Origin of the sequence: Roseovarius sp. D22-M7, assembly GCF_037083785.1 — a bacterium.
Classification (GTDB): domain Bacteria; phylum Pseudomonadota; class Alphaproteobacteria; order Rhodobacterales; family Rhodobacteraceae; genus Roseovarius.
The window spans coordinates 1-15,103 of record NZ_JBAPKY010000070.1; the positions used below are offsets into that span (position 1 = coordinate 1).

Annotated in this window: 17 protein-coding genes, 1 pseudogene and 1 other annotated feature; of the genes and pseudogenes, 13 read left to right on the forward strand and 5 right to left on the reverse strand. The window is 60.1% G+C overall.

Annotated elements, in window-relative coordinates:
* Nucleotides 1-752: tyrosine-type recombinase/integrase (locus tag V8324_RS19235; protein ID WP_336421525.1), on the forward strand; the 752-nt coding region annotated here is incomplete at its 5' end.
* A gap of 90 nt (nt 753-842) precedes the next feature.
* On the opposite strand, the gene V8324_RS19240 is transcribed toward V8324_RS19235, so the two are convergent.
* Together V8324_RS19240 and V8324_RS19245 are read right to left on the reverse strand one after the other, a co-directional pair.
* Nucleotides 843-1,388 (reverse strand): hypothetical protein, encoded by a 546-nt coding sequence (locus tag V8324_RS19240; protein WP_336421526.1) that lies wholly within the window; start codon nt 1,386-1,388, stop codon nt 843-845.
* Nucleotides 1,388-2,293 carry a hypothetical protein gene (locus V8324_RS19245; RefSeq protein ID WP_336421527.1) on the reverse strand — a complete coding sequence of 302 codons (906 nt, stop codon included), beginning with the start codon at nt 2,291-2,293 and terminating at the stop codon, nt 1,388-1,390. Before V8324_RS19245 ends, V8324_RS19240 begins: the two co-directional genes overlap by 1 nt.
* 201 nt (nt 2,294-2,494) lie before the next feature.
* On the opposite strand from V8324_RS19245, the gene V8324_RS19250 reads away from it, so the two are divergent.
* Genes V8324_RS19250 through V8324_RS19270 form a run of 5 tightly spaced genes read left to right on the forward strand, consistent with a single transcriptional unit; the run spans nt 2,495 to nt 6,530 of the window.
* Entirely contained in the window at nt 2,495-3,673 is a 1,179-nt protein-coding gene (locus tag V8324_RS19250) for a phage portal protein (RefSeq protein WP_336421528.1), read from the forward strand.
* Entirely contained in the window at nt 3,670-4,014 is a 345-nt protein-coding gene (locus tag V8324_RS19255; protein ID WP_336421529.1) for a gene transfer agent family protein, read from the forward strand. The genes V8324_RS19250 and V8324_RS19255 overlap by 4 nt, the downstream gene beginning before the upstream one ends.
* Nucleotides 4,011-5,558: a phage major capsid protein gene (locus V8324_RS19260; RefSeq protein ID WP_336421530.1), complete on the forward strand. Its 1,548-nt coding sequence runs from the start codon at nt 4,011-4,013 to the stop codon at nt 5,556-5,558. The genes V8324_RS19255 and V8324_RS19260 overlap by 4 nt, the downstream gene beginning before the upstream one ends.
* A gap of 1 nt (nt 5,559) precedes the next feature.
* Nucleotides 5,560-6,195: a hypothetical protein gene (locus V8324_RS19265; protein ID WP_336421531.1), complete on the forward strand. Its 636-nt coding sequence runs from the start codon at nt 5,560-5,562 to the stop codon at nt 6,193-6,195.
* The gene (locus V8324_RS19270; protein ID WP_336421532.1) at nt 6,192-6,530 is read left to right on the forward strand and encodes an HNH endonuclease; all 339 of its coding nucleotides are present in this window, start codon (nt 6,192-6,194) and stop codon (nt 6,528-6,530) included. The genes V8324_RS19265 and V8324_RS19270 overlap by 4 nt, the downstream gene beginning before the upstream one ends.
* Nucleotides 6,531-6,544: 14 nt before the next feature.
* Here the strand turns inward: V8324_RS19270 and V8324_RS19275 are convergent, their stop codons facing one another.
* The gene (locus V8324_RS19275) at nt 6,545-6,943 is read right to left on the reverse strand and encodes a hypothetical protein (protein WP_336421533.1); all 399 of its coding nucleotides are present in this window, start codon (nt 6,941-6,943) and stop codon (nt 6,545-6,547) included.
* 173 nt (nt 6,944-7,116) lie between these two features.
* Here V8324_RS19275 and V8324_RS19280 point away from each other — a divergent pair, with 173 nt between their 5' ends.
* The 7 genes and pseudogenes from V8324_RS19280 to V8324_RS19310 form a co-directional block, all read left to right on the forward strand.
* Nucleotides 7,117-7,413, forward strand: a complete 297-nt coding sequence (locus V8324_RS19280) for a head-tail connector protein (RefSeq protein WP_336421534.1) — start codon at nt 7,117-7,119, stop codon at nt 7,411-7,413.
* Nucleotides 7,400-7,834 (forward strand): HK97-gp10 family putative phage morphogenesis protein, encoded by a 435-nt coding sequence (locus V8324_RS19285; RefSeq protein WP_336421535.1) that lies wholly within the window; start codon nt 7,400-7,402, stop codon nt 7,832-7,834. The genes V8324_RS19280 and V8324_RS19285 overlap by 14 nt, the downstream gene beginning before the upstream one ends.
* A complete protein-coding gene (locus tag V8324_RS19290) occupies nt 7,831-8,250 on the forward strand; it encodes a DUF3168 domain-containing protein (RefSeq protein WP_336421536.1) in 420 nt (139 codons plus the stop codon). The genes V8324_RS19285 and V8324_RS19290 overlap by 4 nt, the downstream gene beginning before the upstream one ends.
* Entirely contained in the window at nt 8,247-8,573 is a 327-nt protein-coding gene (locus V8324_RS19295) for a phage head closure protein (RefSeq protein WP_336421537.1), read from the forward strand. The genes V8324_RS19290 and V8324_RS19295 overlap by 4 nt, the downstream gene beginning before the upstream one ends.
* Nucleotides 8,570-8,962 (forward strand): P27 family phage terminase small subunit, encoded by a 393-nt coding sequence (locus tag V8324_RS19300; protein ID WP_336421538.1) that lies wholly within the window; start codon nt 8,570-8,572, stop codon nt 8,960-8,962. The genes V8324_RS19295 and V8324_RS19300 overlap by 4 nt, the downstream gene beginning before the upstream one ends.
* A gap of 20 nt (nt 8,963-8,982) precedes the next feature.
* Nucleotides 8,983-10,971: a terminase large subunit gene (locus V8324_RS19305; protein WP_336421539.1), complete on the forward strand. Its 1,989-nt coding sequence runs from the start codon at nt 8,983-8,985 to the stop codon at nt 10,969-10,971.
* 237 nt (nt 10,972-11,208) lie between these two features.
* Nucleotides 11,209-11,511, forward strand: a pseudogene (locus tag V8324_RS19310) (UvrD-helicase domain-containing protein); the annotation flags it as partial.
* Between the two features lie 564 nt (nt 11,512-12,075).
* Here the strand turns inward: V8324_RS19310 and V8324_RS19315 are convergent.
* Together V8324_RS19315 and V8324_RS19320 are read right to left on the reverse strand one after the other, a co-directional pair.
* Nucleotides 12,076-12,930 (reverse strand): universal stress protein, encoded by an 855-nt coding sequence (locus V8324_RS19315; protein WP_336421540.1) that lies wholly within the window; start codon nt 12,928-12,930, stop codon nt 12,076-12,078.
* Nucleotides 12,931-12,944: 14 nt separating this feature from the next.
* Nucleotides 12,945-14,435 (reverse strand): SulP family inorganic anion transporter, encoded by a 1,491-nt coding sequence (locus V8324_RS19320; protein ID WP_336421541.1) that lies wholly within the window; start codon nt 14,433-14,435, stop codon nt 12,945-12,947.
* A gap of 69 nt (nt 14,436-14,504) precedes the next feature.
* Nucleotides 14,505-14,561, reverse strand: a sequence feature (sul1 is cis-regulatory element that is thought to sense ions involved in sulfur or methionine metabolism; They are found in Alphaproteobacteria).
* Nucleotides 14,562-15,103: the final 542 nt, after the last annotated feature.

Genomic DNA, 15,103 nt, shown 5'->3' on the forward strand with positions numbered 1-15,103 from the left:
CTCCACGGAGAAACTCCTTCCCTATTCCAAGACAGGGACGGATTCCCAGAAATCATAAGTCAGAAGAAGGTGGGCCCCAGATCGCGCTTACGGTGAGACAGCGAAAGCCGAAAAAGGTCTATGGGCGTGAGCGCGGCTATACCGATGCAGAGGCGGTGCAGGTACTGAAAGCTTCACGATCCTATCAGCCCAAGGTAGATGAATTCGGGAACATTCGAGAATCAGATAAAGCGGCGAACCTGAAACGGTGGGTGCCGATCCTCTGCGCATTCACCGGCGCGCGCGTTTCTGAGATCACCCAGCTACGGAATGAGGATATTCGGAAAGTTGACGGGCAGTGGGTGGCGCGGATCACGCCAGACGCAGGGACGGTCAAGGCGGGTGGATATCGTGACGTACCGCTGCATCCGCAGATCATCGACGAGGGGTTCGCGGAGTTCGTAAAGAGCGCACCGCCCGGCCCGCTTTTCCACAACTCGACCGAACGCGAGAAGGTCAATCGCGCAGTGATTATCGCATCCAACAAGCTGTCAGAGTGGCTGCGCGTGAGTAAGCTGACGCCTGAGGGGTTGCAGCCTAACCATGCGTGGCGGCACCGGCTGAAAACGCAGTGCCGCGAACACGGTATCTCTGATCGCGTTGTCGATGCCATTCAGGGGCATTCAGGGAAAACGGCGGCTGACAACTATGGCGACGTGACGCTCAAGACCAAGATCGACGCGATAGGTCGGTTGCCGGCATATAGCTTTTAATATTAGACGGTCTAAGTGCCGCCGATAGACTGGAAAACTTTCTCAAAGTTAATTCAGACAATGAGCCAAGGTGCAAATAAACATCGTATTTCATTTTTTTCTATCAAACTTTATCGGCTTAGCATACTCCGAGTCGAATACTTCATGGGCGCGTTTTAAAACCATTGCAACTGTCAAAAGAAAGTGTAGATATAGAGCTATCAGAATTGAAGCTTCTATTGTTTCGGGTATCGGCGCGGCGAAGAAAATAAGTAATATCGTGACTGCGATACATGAAACAAGGATAAGGTAGGATACATTCGCATTTATTTCTCGCAAGAGTTGGCGAGTGTCCTCTGCGGTTTTTAGTTCGTCTCGATCTAATATGTCATCGCCAGTCAACTTTCGATCAGATCGAAAAACCCCATACATTGCAACTTGAACGCTGAAAAGCAAAGCCGAAAATATTGCAAATATTGAAATGGACGCCGAATAGACCTCGGAAGATAATGTAATGCCGCCATACCAACTAATGACGCCTGCAATTGCTGGTGATGCATAGAATATTAGAATATCAACAACGCTAATCGTTTCCTCTCCGAGATTTCGGAGAGTTGCAAGATGCGCTTTCACAATTGAAGTAACGCTTACTTTCATCAGTTCATTCCGTATTGCTCTCGGAAATCTCCAATTATACGTGTAGTAACTTCTGAAATCGACTCAAATATTGGGTGCTGATCTGCACCCAAATCTACCTCATCGGTGATATCGATAACACCTGCGTTGTTGGATGGACCAATTATTCCAACTTTTCTATATGTCCCTCCAATTGCTACCAATGCACTGGCTTCATCAAACTCAATTCCATCGAAAACAAAAGCAGCGCCGCCTCGTGCTCCTCTTATATGCGGAGCGACGTCTGAGAACACTCCGAAACGTCTACTTCTTCGAACAGAGAATGAGAGCTCCACGTTTAGTTCTTCTGGAGGAAGATTACGTAGAAGTTCGGAGCGTTCCTTTGGCACACTTTTTTTAGACAATATTAACTTCTTAACCGGAGCGTTGCGGTATTCTGCATCATCCGCAGGCATGACTTTACGTGTTGTAAGTTTAACGTGTTCATATCTTTGGTTGAACTCGTAAGTTAACTCCCCAAGAACTTGGGTGACACACGAACGATCTCTAAAAGATTGGAGCGTAGCAAATCCGAAGTTTCCGTTTTGTGGAACCCAAAACTTATAATAGAGTGGGATTTCCTCGACATCGTCCGAACCTCGATTGTATAGAACTTGGTTATCTTCTGGGTTGATAATTGCGGAGGTATACCCGAAGGTCCCGTAGTGTACAATTCCGTGACGGCTTCGACCCTCGTCGTCTTTTGGAACTAATCGCCAACTACGCTCTATGTTGTTGTTTTGCCGGGTTGTGCGTTTACCACGCACAAACACCAGCAAAAACTCATAAAGTTCCGACCCTGGACCTTCGGTGGCGAAAGGAACTGCCTGATAATTTTGTGCATCGTGAAGACAAAGTTGATAAACGTAGAGACCGATTTTACTCATTGGTGTTCCAAAGTGGGTTATTTGCTAACACCACACTAGCCGGACAGTTCTTAATTTTCAAACTTTGCGTGCGTCTTGCAGAAAACGTTGCAGACCGTGACTTACTCACCGCAAGGCCGTTCCGGTCGGAGTGCGATTTCACTTTCGTAGCGAATGGAAGTGTAGTATTTTTGCCACACCCACAATTTGCAGCGGATCGAAATGGCCTTTCAGAGACTCAAAAACGCGCTTGGCTTCAAGGTAGAGGAAAAGGCACTAAACCTCACCGACGCAGACGTTCTGACCCTGTTCGGCGCGCTGCCAACGGCGTCCGGTGTATCAATCGGTCCCGGCAACGCCATGCGCGTCCCTGCCGTGGCCTGCGCCACGGGCCTTATCTCTGAGACCATCGGCGCGATCCCGGTCAAGGTCTATGACCGCGCCAGCAAGATCGCCCTGACCGACCACCCCGCCTATCGCCTCGTGCATGACGAGGCGAACGAATGGACCAGCGCCGCAGAGCTGCGCCGCGATCTGACCCTTGATGCACTCTTGCACGGGGCTGGCCATGCGCAGGTGATCCGCCTGACCGATGGCACGCCCTATGAGCTGCACCGGCTTGAGCCGGGCAGGGTGCAGCGCGACCTTGAACCGGACGGTGAGCCATTCTTTCGCGTCAGCACCGACGCAGGCACCGTGCGGCTGTCCTATCGCGACGTGCTGCGCGTCGAGGCCATCGGCGGCATATCCCCGATCACGCTTGGCCGCGAAGCAATCGCCCTGGCACTGAGTTTCGAGACCCATATCGGTGGGCTGTTCGCCAATGGTGGCCGCCCCTCTGGCGTCATCAAGGCAAAGAAGATCCTAGACGTCGAGGCCAAGAAGAAGCTGGCCGCGTCTTGGTTCAACACGCATTCCGGCAAGAGCGCAGGCGGCACCGCCGTTCTTGACGAGGAAGTGGATTACCTGCCGCTGTCCACCACGCTGGCCGATGCGCAGTTCGCCGAGAACCGCCTTGAGCAAATCCGCGAGATCGCGCGCGTGTTCCGGGTGCCGCCCAACATGTTTTTCGAGCTGAGCCGCGGCACGTGGTCGAACACGGAACAGATGTTCATGCAGTTCCTGCAAGTCACGCTCAAGCCGTGGCTGACCGATTGGGCATGGGCCTATGCGCGGTGCCTGCTGACCCCCGAGGAACGCCGCGACACCTACTTTGAGGCCGTCACCGACGATCTGCTGACCACCGACGCCGCAGCCCGTGCCACCGCATACGGGCAGTATCGCGCGATGGGCGCAATGACCGGAAACGAGGTACGCAGCGGCTTGAACCTGCCCCGGATCAAGGGCGGCGACGAGCTGCAAAACCCATTCACCACCACCAGTAAGGACGCAGCCGCATGACGCTGACCCATACCGCCTTTTTCGGTGATGGCGATCAGGAATTCGCACTCACCGACACCATGATCGCAGAGCTTGAGCGGCTGGCCGATCTCGGGATCGGCGCGCTCTATCTGCGCGCGGTCAACATGCAGTTCCGGCTTGCCGATCTGATCGAGATTATCCGGCTTGGCCTGATCGGCGGCGGCACCGCCCCGGAGAGGGCCGCCCAGCTTGTCGATACCTACGCCCGGAATCAGCCGATCGACAATCTCTATCCGCTCGCACTCGACATTCTCGACGCGCGTTGGGGCGGTGCCGTTCCCGAAGAAACCGAAACACCTGCCGAGGAAGCCGCCGAATGACCGATCGTATCGAGTTCAAGGCGGCACTGGCCGTCACCGACGCAGGCGAAATTACCGGCCTTGCATGGCCCTATGGCACACCCGACCGGGTGGGCGACGTGATCGAAAAGGGCGCACTCACCGCGCCCAGTACCCTGCCGATGCTCTTTGCCCATGACCAAGGGCAGGTGATCGGCGTCTGGGATGAGATCGCAGAGACGCCCGAGGGCCTGACCGTCAAGGGCCGCTTGCTGGTCGAGGATGTGGAACGGGCGCGCGAGGTGCGCGCCATGATCCGCACCAAGGCCGTTTCCGGCCTGTCCATCGGCTTTGTCACCAAGAAAGCGCAGCGCAACGCCAAGGGCCGCACCATCACCGCCGCTGAGCTGCACGAAATTTCTGTTGTCGCCATTCCCATGCATCCCGGCGCGCAGATCACGTCCCTCAAATCGGATGCATCCCTGACCCCCAACGTTCTCAAGGAGACGACCACCGTGGAAAATGAAGAAATCGACGACAAGGCCGCGATCATCCCGGCCAATGACACGCCGCAGGTGCCGCAGGCCGACACCAAGGCATTCAACGAGATCAAGACCCGGCTGGACCGGCTGGAAGCCAAAGGCAACCGCCCCCAGATCACCGGCACCGATAGCCCGGCATTCAAGGCCGACACCAAGGCGTTCACCGACTACCTGTCGAGCGGCGAAAAGAAATCGCTGACCAAGGCCAGCGACACGGCGAACCACGTTCTCGCCCCCGAGGATGTGAGCGCCGAGTTCCTGCGCAATCTGGTGGAATACAGCCCCATTCGTGCGATTGCCGATGTGCGCAGCACCGGCATGGGCGAAGTGATCCTGCCCAAGCGAACCGGGATCACCAATGCCGCATGGGTAGGCGAAACCACGACGCGCACCGGCAGCAACCCGACATTCGACCAGTCGAGCATCTCGATCCGAGAGCTTGCAACCTACGTCGATATGTCGCTGCAACTGGCCGAGGATAGCGCCAATGTGCTGAGCGAAGTCAATCTGGCGCTTGCCGAGGACTTCGGCCAGAAAGAAAGCCTGTCATTCGTAAGCGGCAACACGGCCCTTGAGCCTGCCGGGTTCATGGCCGATGCCAATATTGGCGCGATCGTCGCTGCACCCGGCATCGGGATAAATCCCGACGAGCTGATCGCGCTCATGTACGCCCTGCCGGCCACCTATCGCAACGCCGGCACATGGGTGATGAACGGCACCACGCTTGCCGCCCTGCGCACCCTGAAAGACGGCCACGGCAATTACATCTGGCAGCCGTCCTATCAGGCAGGTCAGCCGGAAACGATCCTTGGCCGTCCCGTGGTCGAGGCCGTCGATATGGCAGACATTGCGGCAGGGTCCGAGCCGATCATCTTTGGTGATTTCAAGCGCGGCTATCGCGTCTTTGACAGGCTGTCGCTGGCCGTGCTGGCAGACCCCTACACGCAGCGTGCCGATGGCCTCATGCGCTACCACGCGCGCCGCCGTGTCGGTGCAGGTGTGGTGCGCCCTGACGCCTTCCGCAAATTGCGGATGGCCGTGTGATATGACCATGAAAACGCAGCTCGCATCTGACGCAATCGCACTGGACTACGGCACAACCGCCGTAGTCCTGCGCCCGTCATTGCGGGCTGCAATCCACCTTGAGCGGCTGCATGGGGGATTTCCCACGCTGCTGCGCAAGATCGAAGAATTCGACACCCTGACGATCTGGCATGTGATCATCGCAGGCGCTGGCAAAGAGGCTGCAGAGCCGATCTTTGCCCATGCCGCCAAGCACCCCCTCAAGAGCTTCAAGCGCGCCGCGCAGGGGCCGTGCATCGAATTGGTGGCCGGGTTCTTTCCGAGCACCCCGGACACCACCGAGGCGCAGCCCACCACGGCCAAGGCGACACCATGGGCCGATCTGTTCCAAGAGCTTTACGGCTTCGCAACCGGATGGCTGGGCTGGCCACCTGAAACGGCATGGAACGCCACGCCGCAAGAGATCACCGACGCGTTCAACGCGCATATCGCCAAGCTGAAAGCCATTCATGGCGGTGGCGATGACGACGAAACCACCGGCCCCGATGATGATCAGCGCCGCGAGAATGCCGCCCTTGGACTTGATCCTGACTTCGACCGGGCCGGGCTGCGCGCCCTGCATGATCTGGCCAACATGCGCGAGGGGATGCTGGCATGAGCAAGCCCCCGCATCTCTGCCATTGCGGCCAGATCGTGCCACACGGTCAACGCTGCGCCTGTCAGATCAAGCGCACCCGTGCCCGGAACAAACGCCACGACGCCACGCGCCCGAGTGCTGCCCGGCGCGGCTATAACCGTGACTGGCGCGCAGCCCGTGCCGAATACCTGAAACAGCACGGCAACTGCGCGATGTGCGGCGCACCGGCCACCCTTGTGGATCACCGGACGCCGCACTGTGGCGATATGCGCCTGTTCTGGGATCGCACCAACTGGCAGGCGCTCTGCACGCCCTGCCACAACCGGCACAAGCAACGGCAGGAGTGCGACGCATGAGGTGCTGGAAAAGCCTAGAGGTCGCGCAACGCCTCCAATTCAGGGAACTTTCTCCAAGGCACATCGGGTCTGCTGCAGAGCTGATGATTTGGCACGTTTCCTACCAACATCCCATTTTGGATAAGCACAGCCAAGTTTTGTCTGCCGGTGTAACCGCCCATTTTGTTTTTGGAGTTTGCCCGAACACAGACGCCTTGCAGGCCATTGTTGAAGGTTGCGACGTTGGAAATGCCTGCGTCCCGAACCGAATATGGATCGGCAAGGAATGTGCGAGCGTCCCTTACGATCTGAGCCTTAATCGAAGCAGACGGTGGAACAGACGCGGCGATTGCACCTGCATAGTCTTCAGGCGGCGAAACACTGCAGGCTCCAAGGGAACAGGCTATCCCCATGCACAGGACTATCTTTTTCATTTTTTCTCCAGAAACAAACGCGGGCGATTAGCTAGGCAGCATTTCCTGGGACTGCAACATAGAAATGCACCGGGGGTGGTCTCAGACTTTCGCAGGGTAGAGGGGACCGGCGGGGGGACGTCCGCACAAGACAGACCAGAAATAAGTTTTTCACCCGATGAGAGGGTTCAAGAATGACCGCATACACGCCGCTTAGCCTGCTGAAATCGCAGCTCAACCTTGATCACGATCTTGACGATGCCCTGCTGACACACAAGCTCGCCGCGGCTGAAATGTGGATCGGCAATCATACCGGCCTGCCCTTTGCGGCCGGTGATGCCGCCGCAACCGAAGCCGCGTTGCAGCTCGCCGCATACTGGTATGAACAGCGCGAGGGTGCCAGCGAAATCAGCATGCGGCTGGTGCCCTTCGGCGTCTATGAGCTGCTGGCCCCGTATCGCGAACAGGTGACCGGCCATGTCGAAGCATAAGAGCCTGTCGGAGCAATCGCGCATCCTTGGCGCGCGCCTGAGCGCCATTCCCGAGGGCGTGTTGCGCGACGTGCGCCCGGCCTTGATCAAGGGTGCCGAGGACGTCGCGGCTACCATGCGCGCGCTGGTGCCCCGCGAAGACGGCGATCTCGACGCTTCTATCACCGTGACCGCACCGGGGGCGACCACCCCGGCTTACGCTGAGGGCGGCGGCAAGCGTGTCGCAGCTGACAATCAGGCGCTGGTCACTGCCGGAAACGAGAAGGTGCGCCACGGCCACCTGCAAGAGTTCGGCGCCGTGCACCACGAGGCGCAGCCGTTCATGCGCCCCGGTGCCCGGCTGGCCCGGCCCAAGGTGCAGCGCCGTATCAGCCGGGCAATCGGCGCGGCGATCAGGAAGGCTGGGGAGAACAAGCCATGATCGACCCGAGCCTTGAGTTCCAGACCGCAATCCGGGCGGCGCTGATCGCTGACCCGGCGGTGATCGCCCTTGTGCCTGCCGATCATATCCGGGCCGGATCGACGCGCCCGGACAAGCTGCCAACGGTGATCATGGCCAGCCCCCAGCTTATCAATCTCGGGCGTGCCAGCGGTGGCCAGTATATGACACGCGTGTATCTCGACTTGCACGTCTGGGCGATCGAGGATGGCGCGGACATGGCCCGGCAGATCGGCGCGGCGGTGTCTGTCGCGCTCTGGGATGCACCGCACACTGACACAGTGGGCATTGATGCCTATGAGCGCCCGGGCTTTGCCTACATGCGCGATCCTGACCCCGAGCGGGCCTATTGCCACGGTGTCGGCACCGTCGAGGGTGTCATCCGGTGGAGGGCGTGACCGTGATCAGGGCAGGCAAACTGGATCGGCAGATCACGATTGAGCGCGAGACTGAGACGGTCGCGGCCTCTGGCGCCGTGTCGAGCCTCTGGGCAACCGTCGCCACGATCCGGGCAGAGCTGGTGCAGCGCAGCGCCGATGAATTCCTGACCGGCTTCGGTGAGGCAGAGGCAGGCGGCGCGGTGTTTCGCATCCGGTATCTGGCCGGGATCGGCACGGCAGATCGGGTGATCTGCGATGGCGTGGCCTATGACATCAACGAGATCGCAGAGCTGGGGCGGCGGCGCGCGCTTGAGTTGCGTTGTGTCAGGGTGGCGTCATGAGCGTGCATTCGCGCGGCGTAAAGCCTGCAACCCGTTCCGACGCTGACGCCCTGACCAAAGCCCCGCCGGTGCCCCGGCACCTTGCACCCCATGCCAAGGCGGAATGGCGGCGGATTATGCCGCAACTGATCGACCGGCGGATCATCACAAAGGCCGATTTGGCCGGGGTGGAAAGCTACTGCACATTTGCAGGGATCGTGCGCCAGATCGAGGAAGAACGCGCAGCCGCTGGTGGTGCAATCGACGTGAAGATGTTCGGCGTTCTCAATCGTGCCGCGCAGACCGCGCGCCAGCTTGCCGCCGAATACGGGCTGACCCCGACCAGCCGCGCCCGGATCGGCGCAGAGCTGCCCGGCGATGACGACGCCGACAACCCGCTTGCGGTGTGACGATGGATGGCGCGCGCATCATGGAACCCGAATGCGAAACTGTTTCGCATTTGGCCAGCACCTACCCGGCATGGATTGATGACGGCAGCCCCATTGCCGATCCGCTTGGGTACGGTGAGCGCGCCGTGACGTTCCTGCGCCGGTTGCGCCACCCGGCTAGCACTGAGCCGAAACGCGCCTTTCAGCTTGCACCCTTTCAGGAACGGATTGTCCGGCGCATCTATGGGCCGCGCCACGCGGACGGGCGGCGGATCGTCAAGACGGTGTTTCTCATGCTGCCGAGGGGAAACAGGAAAACGTCACTGGCCGCTGCCCTGTCGCTGTTGCATGTGATCGGCCCCGAGAAAGTGCCAGCCGGGCAGGTGATCTTTGCTGCAAGTGATCGAGAACAGGCCGGTATCGGCTTTCGTGAGGCGGCAGAGATCATCCGATCGGATAAGCGCCTTGTGGCCGCAACGCGCACCCATGACGCCTTCAACAGCGCCAAACAGATTACCGATACGGGGAGCGGTGCACGGCTGCGCGCCGTGTCGAGCGATGGCCGCGCACAGCACGGCACCACCCCGGCTTTCGTATTGGCCGACGAGATCCACACATGGAAGGGCCGCGACCTTTGGGAGGCGCTGAAATCCGGTCTGGCCAAGACCGATAACAGCTTGCTGGTGGTCGCCACCACCGCCGGGCGCGGCAGTGAGGGGCTGGCCGCAGAGCAATACGCCTATGCCCGGCGCGTGGCGCTTGGTGAGATCGACAACCCCGAGTATCTGCCGATCATCTTTGCCGCCGCGCCCGATGATGACTGGCAAGACGAAGGCGTATGGCACCGGGTGAACCCCGGCCTGCAACACGGCTTCCCGAGCCTGTCGGGGCTGCGCAGTCTGGCGAAAGAGGCGCAGGATCACCCGGCAGAGCGATACAGCTTTCAGCAATACAACCTGAATATCTGGCACGGGAACAGCCGCGATCCGCTTTTCAGCATGGCCGCCTATGACGCCCGGCAGTTCCCAGATGACGAGACCGATCTTGAGGGCCTGCCGTGCTGGCTGGGCGTCGATCTGGCGCTGTCGGGTGACACAGCGGCAGTGGTGGCGGCATGGCTGCATGACACTGGCGAGATCACCGTCAAGCCTTGGTTCTTTGTGCCAGGCGATGATCTGAAAGGCCGCAGCGAACGTGACGCGGTGCCCTATGAGCGGTGGCGCGATGACGGGCTGATCACGGCCACACCCGGCCCGATCATCGACCCGCTGGCCGTCGAGGATCACTTGCGCGAGCTGGCCGCGCGCCATGACGTGCAAGAGATCGCTTTCGATCCGCACCTTGCCCGGGCGGTCATGCAGCACTTGCACGACGATGGCCTGCCGGTGATCGAGCTGCGCCAAGCGCCGCTTTCAATGGGCGTGGCCGTTGGCGATTTGGAGCGCACCGTGAACGGGCACTTGATCCGCCACGATGGCCACCCGGTGCTGCGCAATCACTTCGATAGCGTGGTCGCATCGCGCAACCCGTCATCCGGCCTGACCCGGATGCACAAGGTCACGAAAACAAGCCGGATCGACGGGGCAGTCGCGGCGGCTACCCGCGCGCAGGCCAGCGACGACGGCATGAAGAATATCGTCGCCACGATCCAGCGCGACCAGAACGCCATCATCCGCGACGCCGAGGCGCACACGCTGATCATCCCGGGGGTCGCGGGATCTGGCACGACCTCGATCGCGCTGCATCGGATCGCCTTTCTGCTTTACCGCTTCAAGGACACGCTGAAATCCTCTGACATTCTGATCATCTCGCCCAACAGGGTCTTTGCCGACTATATCGGCAATGTGCTGCCCGAGTTGGGCGAGGAGACCGTGCCAGAGATCGGCATGGAGACACTCGCTGCGCAGATCCTTGGTGACAAGATCCGGTTCCAGACCTTCTTCGAGCAGACGGCGCTGCTGCTGGAAACCGACGACGCGGACATGAAGATGCGGCTGCGCGCCAAGGCCGCGCCCGAGTTCCTGCGCTAGATCGAGGCCTATGCGCAGCATTTGGAAAAGACCGCGTTTCAGCCCGAGGACTTGGTGGTGCGCAAGCGCCCGCTGCCTGGCTTCGTGTTCGAGACGACGTGGAACCGGCTGCGGCTGCTGGACATGGCCGAGCGCCTTGTGGCGACCGGCAGTTCGGTGATCGAGCAGTTCGAGGCCGAGTACAACATCGAGCTGCGCAAGGAGGAACGCGCGGTGGTCCGCAAGGCAGTGCGCGGGATGGTCAACCGAACCACGCTGCGCAAGGCTTACAAGGAACTTTTCGACTGGATCGACCGGCCGGATCTTTTCAAACCCAAGAGCGGCAAGCTGGAATATGCCGACGTCTTCCCGCTCAACTATTTGAGAATCCTGACCGAAGGCGTCGAAAGCCCCTATGCGGGTGTCGCGCATCTGCTGGTCGACGAGATGCAGGACTACACGCCGGCGCAATACGCGGTGCTGGGGCGGCTTTTCAGATGCCGCAAGACCATCCTCGGCGACGCCACGCAATCCGTGAATCCCTACAGCGCCTCGACACCCGAGCGGATCGAGAGCGTCCTCGAGGGCGCCTGGCGCGTGACCCTCAACAAGAGCTATCGTTCGACTTGGGAGATTATGCAGTTCGCGCTGAAGATCTCGCCCAACCTCGATCTCATCGCGATGGAGCGGCACGGGCCGGCACCCGAACTGGCGGTCGTCAAGACGCAGAAGGACGCCGTGGCGCGCATTGCCCGTCTGATCGAAGCCTTCCGGGCGTCGGAGCACGCGGGCCTCGCGGTGCTGGCCAAGACCCAAGCGCAGGCGACGCGCCTGCACAAGGCTCTGTCAGAGGCAGGGGTCGAGGCACGGCTGCTCGAAGAGGGCAGCACCGGGTTTTCCACCGGGATCGTGGTCTGCACGCCGCATCTGGCCAAGGGACTGGAATTTGACCGCGTGATCATCCCCGACGCGCTGTGGATAGAGGCCAAAAGGGCCTGCGGTTTGGCGCCGTATCGACGGATACAATCCGCTCGATGGATGCGACACGCAAGCCCTGCGATTTTTCCTCGTTCCGAGGCGGGAATGCCGTCTTCAGGTCCCCAAGGGTGGGAGCCGTCATCGAGATCACCGCATCAGGACGACGGGCACCTTGCAGGACCGTACCATCTCGGTCGTCGTGGATCCGATGACAAGGCTGCGGATACGGGTGTGACCGTAGGCCCCCATGACGACCATGCCGAACCCCTCTTCATCCACCAGTTTGCCCAATTCCGTTTCCGGCTGCCCCGGTAGCACGCGGGTCTCGGCCTGGATACCAGCCGCCTGCAGAAGTGCCTTGGCATCAGCGAGGCCCTTCTTGCTCTCCGGCGTCTCGTTACCGACGGTCACGACGGTGACGGCCAGCCCCGCGAAAAGCGGGCTGCGCGCAATGTGATCCACCGCCTTCATCGCGGACGTGCCACCGTCATAGGCGACCAGAACGCGCTCAATGGTCTTGAAGGCGCGCGCGGCGACAAAGACCGGCCGGTGCGACGCGCGCACGATGCGTTCGAGGTTGGAGCCCAGATGCCCCTTGGCAAAATCGGCCGCCTCGCCGCGCTTGCCGATGACAATGACGCGGGCTTCGGATTCGATCTCCCCGATGGCCTCGACGATGTCGCCATGGCGCAGGCGGGTGGTGGTCTCGGTCACGCCGTCCCGGTCGATGATCGTGCGCGCGTCCTCGAGGATCGCGCGGCCGCGGTGGCTCACGAGCTTTGCACGCTGTGCGTCGAGCTCGGCCAGTTCCTCCATCAGCTTCGTGCGTGCGCCAAGCCGGATGGCGCCGGACAGATCCGTCTTGTCCGGCGCTTCGCGGCGGCCCAACACGTGGATCAGTTCGACCGGCGCTTGCGTGCGCTTGGCGATCCAGGCGGCGTGGTTGCACACGCTTTCCGAATAGATCGACCCGTCCACCAATGCGATGATCTTCTCGCTCATGGTCTTCTCCTCCCTCAGTGGTTCATCAATGTGTCCATCGCGCCGGGCTTGTCATGGATGGCAAGCCGGTCGACGAGGGTTTCAGTCGCCTCGTTCATGCCTATGACTTCGACCTCGGCGCCGTCGCGGCGGAACTTGAGGATCGCCATGTCAAGCGCCTGCACCGAGCTGATGTCCCAGATATGCGCGGCACTCACATCGATCTTGACCTGCTCGGGCGCTTCCTTGAAGTCGAAAGCGTTCATGAAATCCTCGACCGAGCCGTAGAAGAGCTGTCCCTCGACCTTGTAGGTCCGCACGCGCCCGTCAGCACTGATATCGCTCGTCACGCGGAAGAGTTGCGCGATCTTGCCCGCGAAGAAGATCCCCGAGAGAAGCACGCCCACCAGTACCCCGATGGCGAGGTTATGCGTGTAGACCACGGTCACGACCGTGGCGATCATCACGATGGAGGACGACCGCGGATGCACCTTGAGGTTCTTGATAGACGACCACGAGAACGTGCCGATAGAGACCATGATCATGATCGACACCAGCGCGGCCATCGGGATGATGCTAACCAGATCTCCCAGCACCACCACCATGAACAGCAGGTACACGCCCGCCGCGAACGACGACAGGCGCCCGCGCCCGCCCGATTTCACGTTGATGATCGACTGGCCGATCATGGCACACCCCGCCATGCCGCCGATGAAACCGGTCGCGGTGTTGGCCACGCCCTGGCCGATGCATTCCTGGTTCCGGTTGGATTTCGTGTCGGTCAGGTCGTCGACGATGTTCTGCGTCATCAGGCTTTCAAGAAGGCCCACAACGGCCACCGCCACCGAGTAGGGCAGAATGATCATCAACGTCTCGAGGTTGAAAGGGATCTGCGGGATCAGGAAGACCGGCAGCGTGTCAGGCAAATCGCCCATGTCGCCCACCGTACGGACGTCGAGCCCGAGCGCGAAGGCCAGCGCGGTCAGCACGACGATGGTGACCAGCGGCGACGGGATCGCCTTGGTCAACAATGGCAGCCCGTAGATGATGCCAAGTCCCGCAGCGACCAATGGATACGTGATCCAGGTCACATCGCGGGGATCAAGCTCGGGAAGCTGCGCGATGAAGATCAGGATCGCCAGAGCGTTGACGAAGCCGGTCATGACCGATTTCGACACATAACGCATGATGAAGCCCAGCCGGAACACCCCGGCGCCGATCTGCAACAGCCCAGCCAGCACGGTTGCTGCCAGAAGGTATTGCAGCCCGTGATCCTTCACCAGCGTGATCATCAGCACGGCCGTTGCGGCGGTCGCCGCCGAGATCATGCCGGGGCGCCCCCCGGTGAGGGCAACGATGGCGGAGATCGAGAAGGAGGCGTAAAGCCCGACTTTCGGATCGACCCCGGCGATGATGGAAAAGGCGATTGCCTCTGGAATGAGGGCCAGGGCGACGACGAGACCGGCAAGCAGGTCGCCGCGAATGTTGCCAAACCATTGGCCGCGATAGGCGTCGAGTGAAATCATGAAATTGTTATCCAATACCGATCTCGCGCAATTCGCGCGAGATCGGTGTGCATCTGCACGATTGTCCGTGGTTGTCCGGCGGATCGGCGGCCGGAAGAGCCACCCGGAGTCGCCTCCGGGTCCAAGTTTGCTGCAGTGCCGCATAAGGAGTTCTTCGGCAAAGCGCAACCCGATCAGGGATCTTCATCGATTTGACTGATGTAAACGGCAACTGCGTGAGACGAATGATGAAGAAACTGGCGTCAGCAGGTCAGAATGCTGGTTCTTGGGTTCGGTGAGAGCCTGATCCTTGGCCCTGATCAGTCCAAGGTCGCCTATAGGTCAGATTCGGGCCCTGCTCCAGGACCCATGCGTGGCCGTTTGGTGAAAAACCGTATTTTCGTTCTGTGGGAGCGACTAACAGAAGTGGTCCGACCGCGTCAGACTTATCTGTTTTACTACGCTGGAATCATCCATCAACCGCTCGGTCATGTTGGCTCTAAACAAACCAGCGGTGCCTCCGCGTGAAGCGAGTTTCACGGTCAGGGCAATGTCCGCGTTCCAAATGTTGCCAAGAGTATTTAGTATTTGATAGGGCGTTGTTGCACAACTTTGACTGTTGACGATTCACATCGTGAATCCATGCGGTTACACGGGCTGTATGAGCAAGCCATCCCCCGCCCGCTACC

What these genes read in the sequence shown, in the direction of transcription:
- V8324_RS19240 (WP_336421526.1), bottom strand. Translation starts at nt 1,388, where the DNA reads ATGAAAGTAAGCGTTACTTCAATTGTGAAAGCGCATCTTGCAACTCTC.
- V8324_RS19300 (WP_336421538.1), top strand. Translation starts at nt 8,570, where the DNA reads ATGAGCGTGCATTCGCGCGGCGTAAAGCCTGCAACCCGTTCCGACGCT.
- V8324_RS19265 (WP_336421531.1), top strand. Translation starts at nt 5,560, where the DNA reads ATGACCATGAAAACGCAGCTCGCATCTGACGCAATCGCACTGGACTAC.
- V8324_RS19290 (WP_336421536.1), top strand. Translation starts at nt 7,831, where the DNA reads ATGATCGACCCGAGCCTTGAGTTCCAGACCGCAATCCGGGCGGCGCTG.
- V8324_RS19305 (WP_336421539.1), top strand. Translation starts at nt 8,983, where the DNA reads ATGGAACCCGAATGCGAAACTGTTTCGCATTTGGCCAGCACCTACCCG.
- V8324_RS19320 (WP_336421541.1), bottom strand. Translation starts at nt 14,435, where the DNA reads ATGATTTCACTCGACGCCTATCGCGGCCAATGGTTTGGCAACATTCGC.
- V8324_RS19315 (WP_336421540.1), bottom strand. Translation starts at nt 12,930, where the DNA reads ATGAGCGAGAAGATCATCGCATTGGTGGACGGGTCGATCTATTCGGAA.
- V8324_RS19255 (WP_336421529.1), top strand. Translation starts at nt 3,670, where the DNA reads ATGACGCTGACCCATACCGCCTTTTTCGGTGATGGCGATCAGGAATTC.
- V8324_RS19280 (WP_336421534.1), top strand. Translation starts at nt 7,117, where the DNA reads ATGACCGCATACACGCCGCTTAGCCTGCTGAAATCGCAGCTCAACCTT.
- V8324_RS19250 (WP_336421528.1), top strand. Translation starts at nt 2,495, where the DNA reads ATGGCCTTTCAGAGACTCAAAAACGCGCTTGGCTTCAAGGTAGAGGAA.
- V8324_RS19260 (WP_336421530.1), top strand. Translation starts at nt 4,011, where the DNA reads ATGACCGATCGTATCGAGTTCAAGGCGGCACTGGCCGTCACCGACGCA.
- V8324_RS19245 (WP_336421527.1), bottom strand. Translation starts at nt 2,293, where the DNA reads ATGAGTAAAATCGGTCTCTACGTTTATCAACTTTGTCTTCACGATGCA.
- V8324_RS19270 (WP_336421532.1), top strand. Translation starts at nt 6,192, where the DNA reads ATGAGCAAGCCCCCGCATCTCTGCCATTGCGGCCAGATCGTGCCACAC.
- V8324_RS19285 (WP_336421535.1), top strand. Translation starts at nt 7,400, where the DNA reads ATGTCGAAGCATAAGAGCCTGTCGGAGCAATCGCGCATCCTTGGCGCG.
- V8324_RS19275 (WP_336421533.1), bottom strand. Translation starts at nt 6,943, where the DNA reads ATGAAAAAGATAGTCCTGTGCATGGGGATAGCCTGTTCCCTTGGAGCC.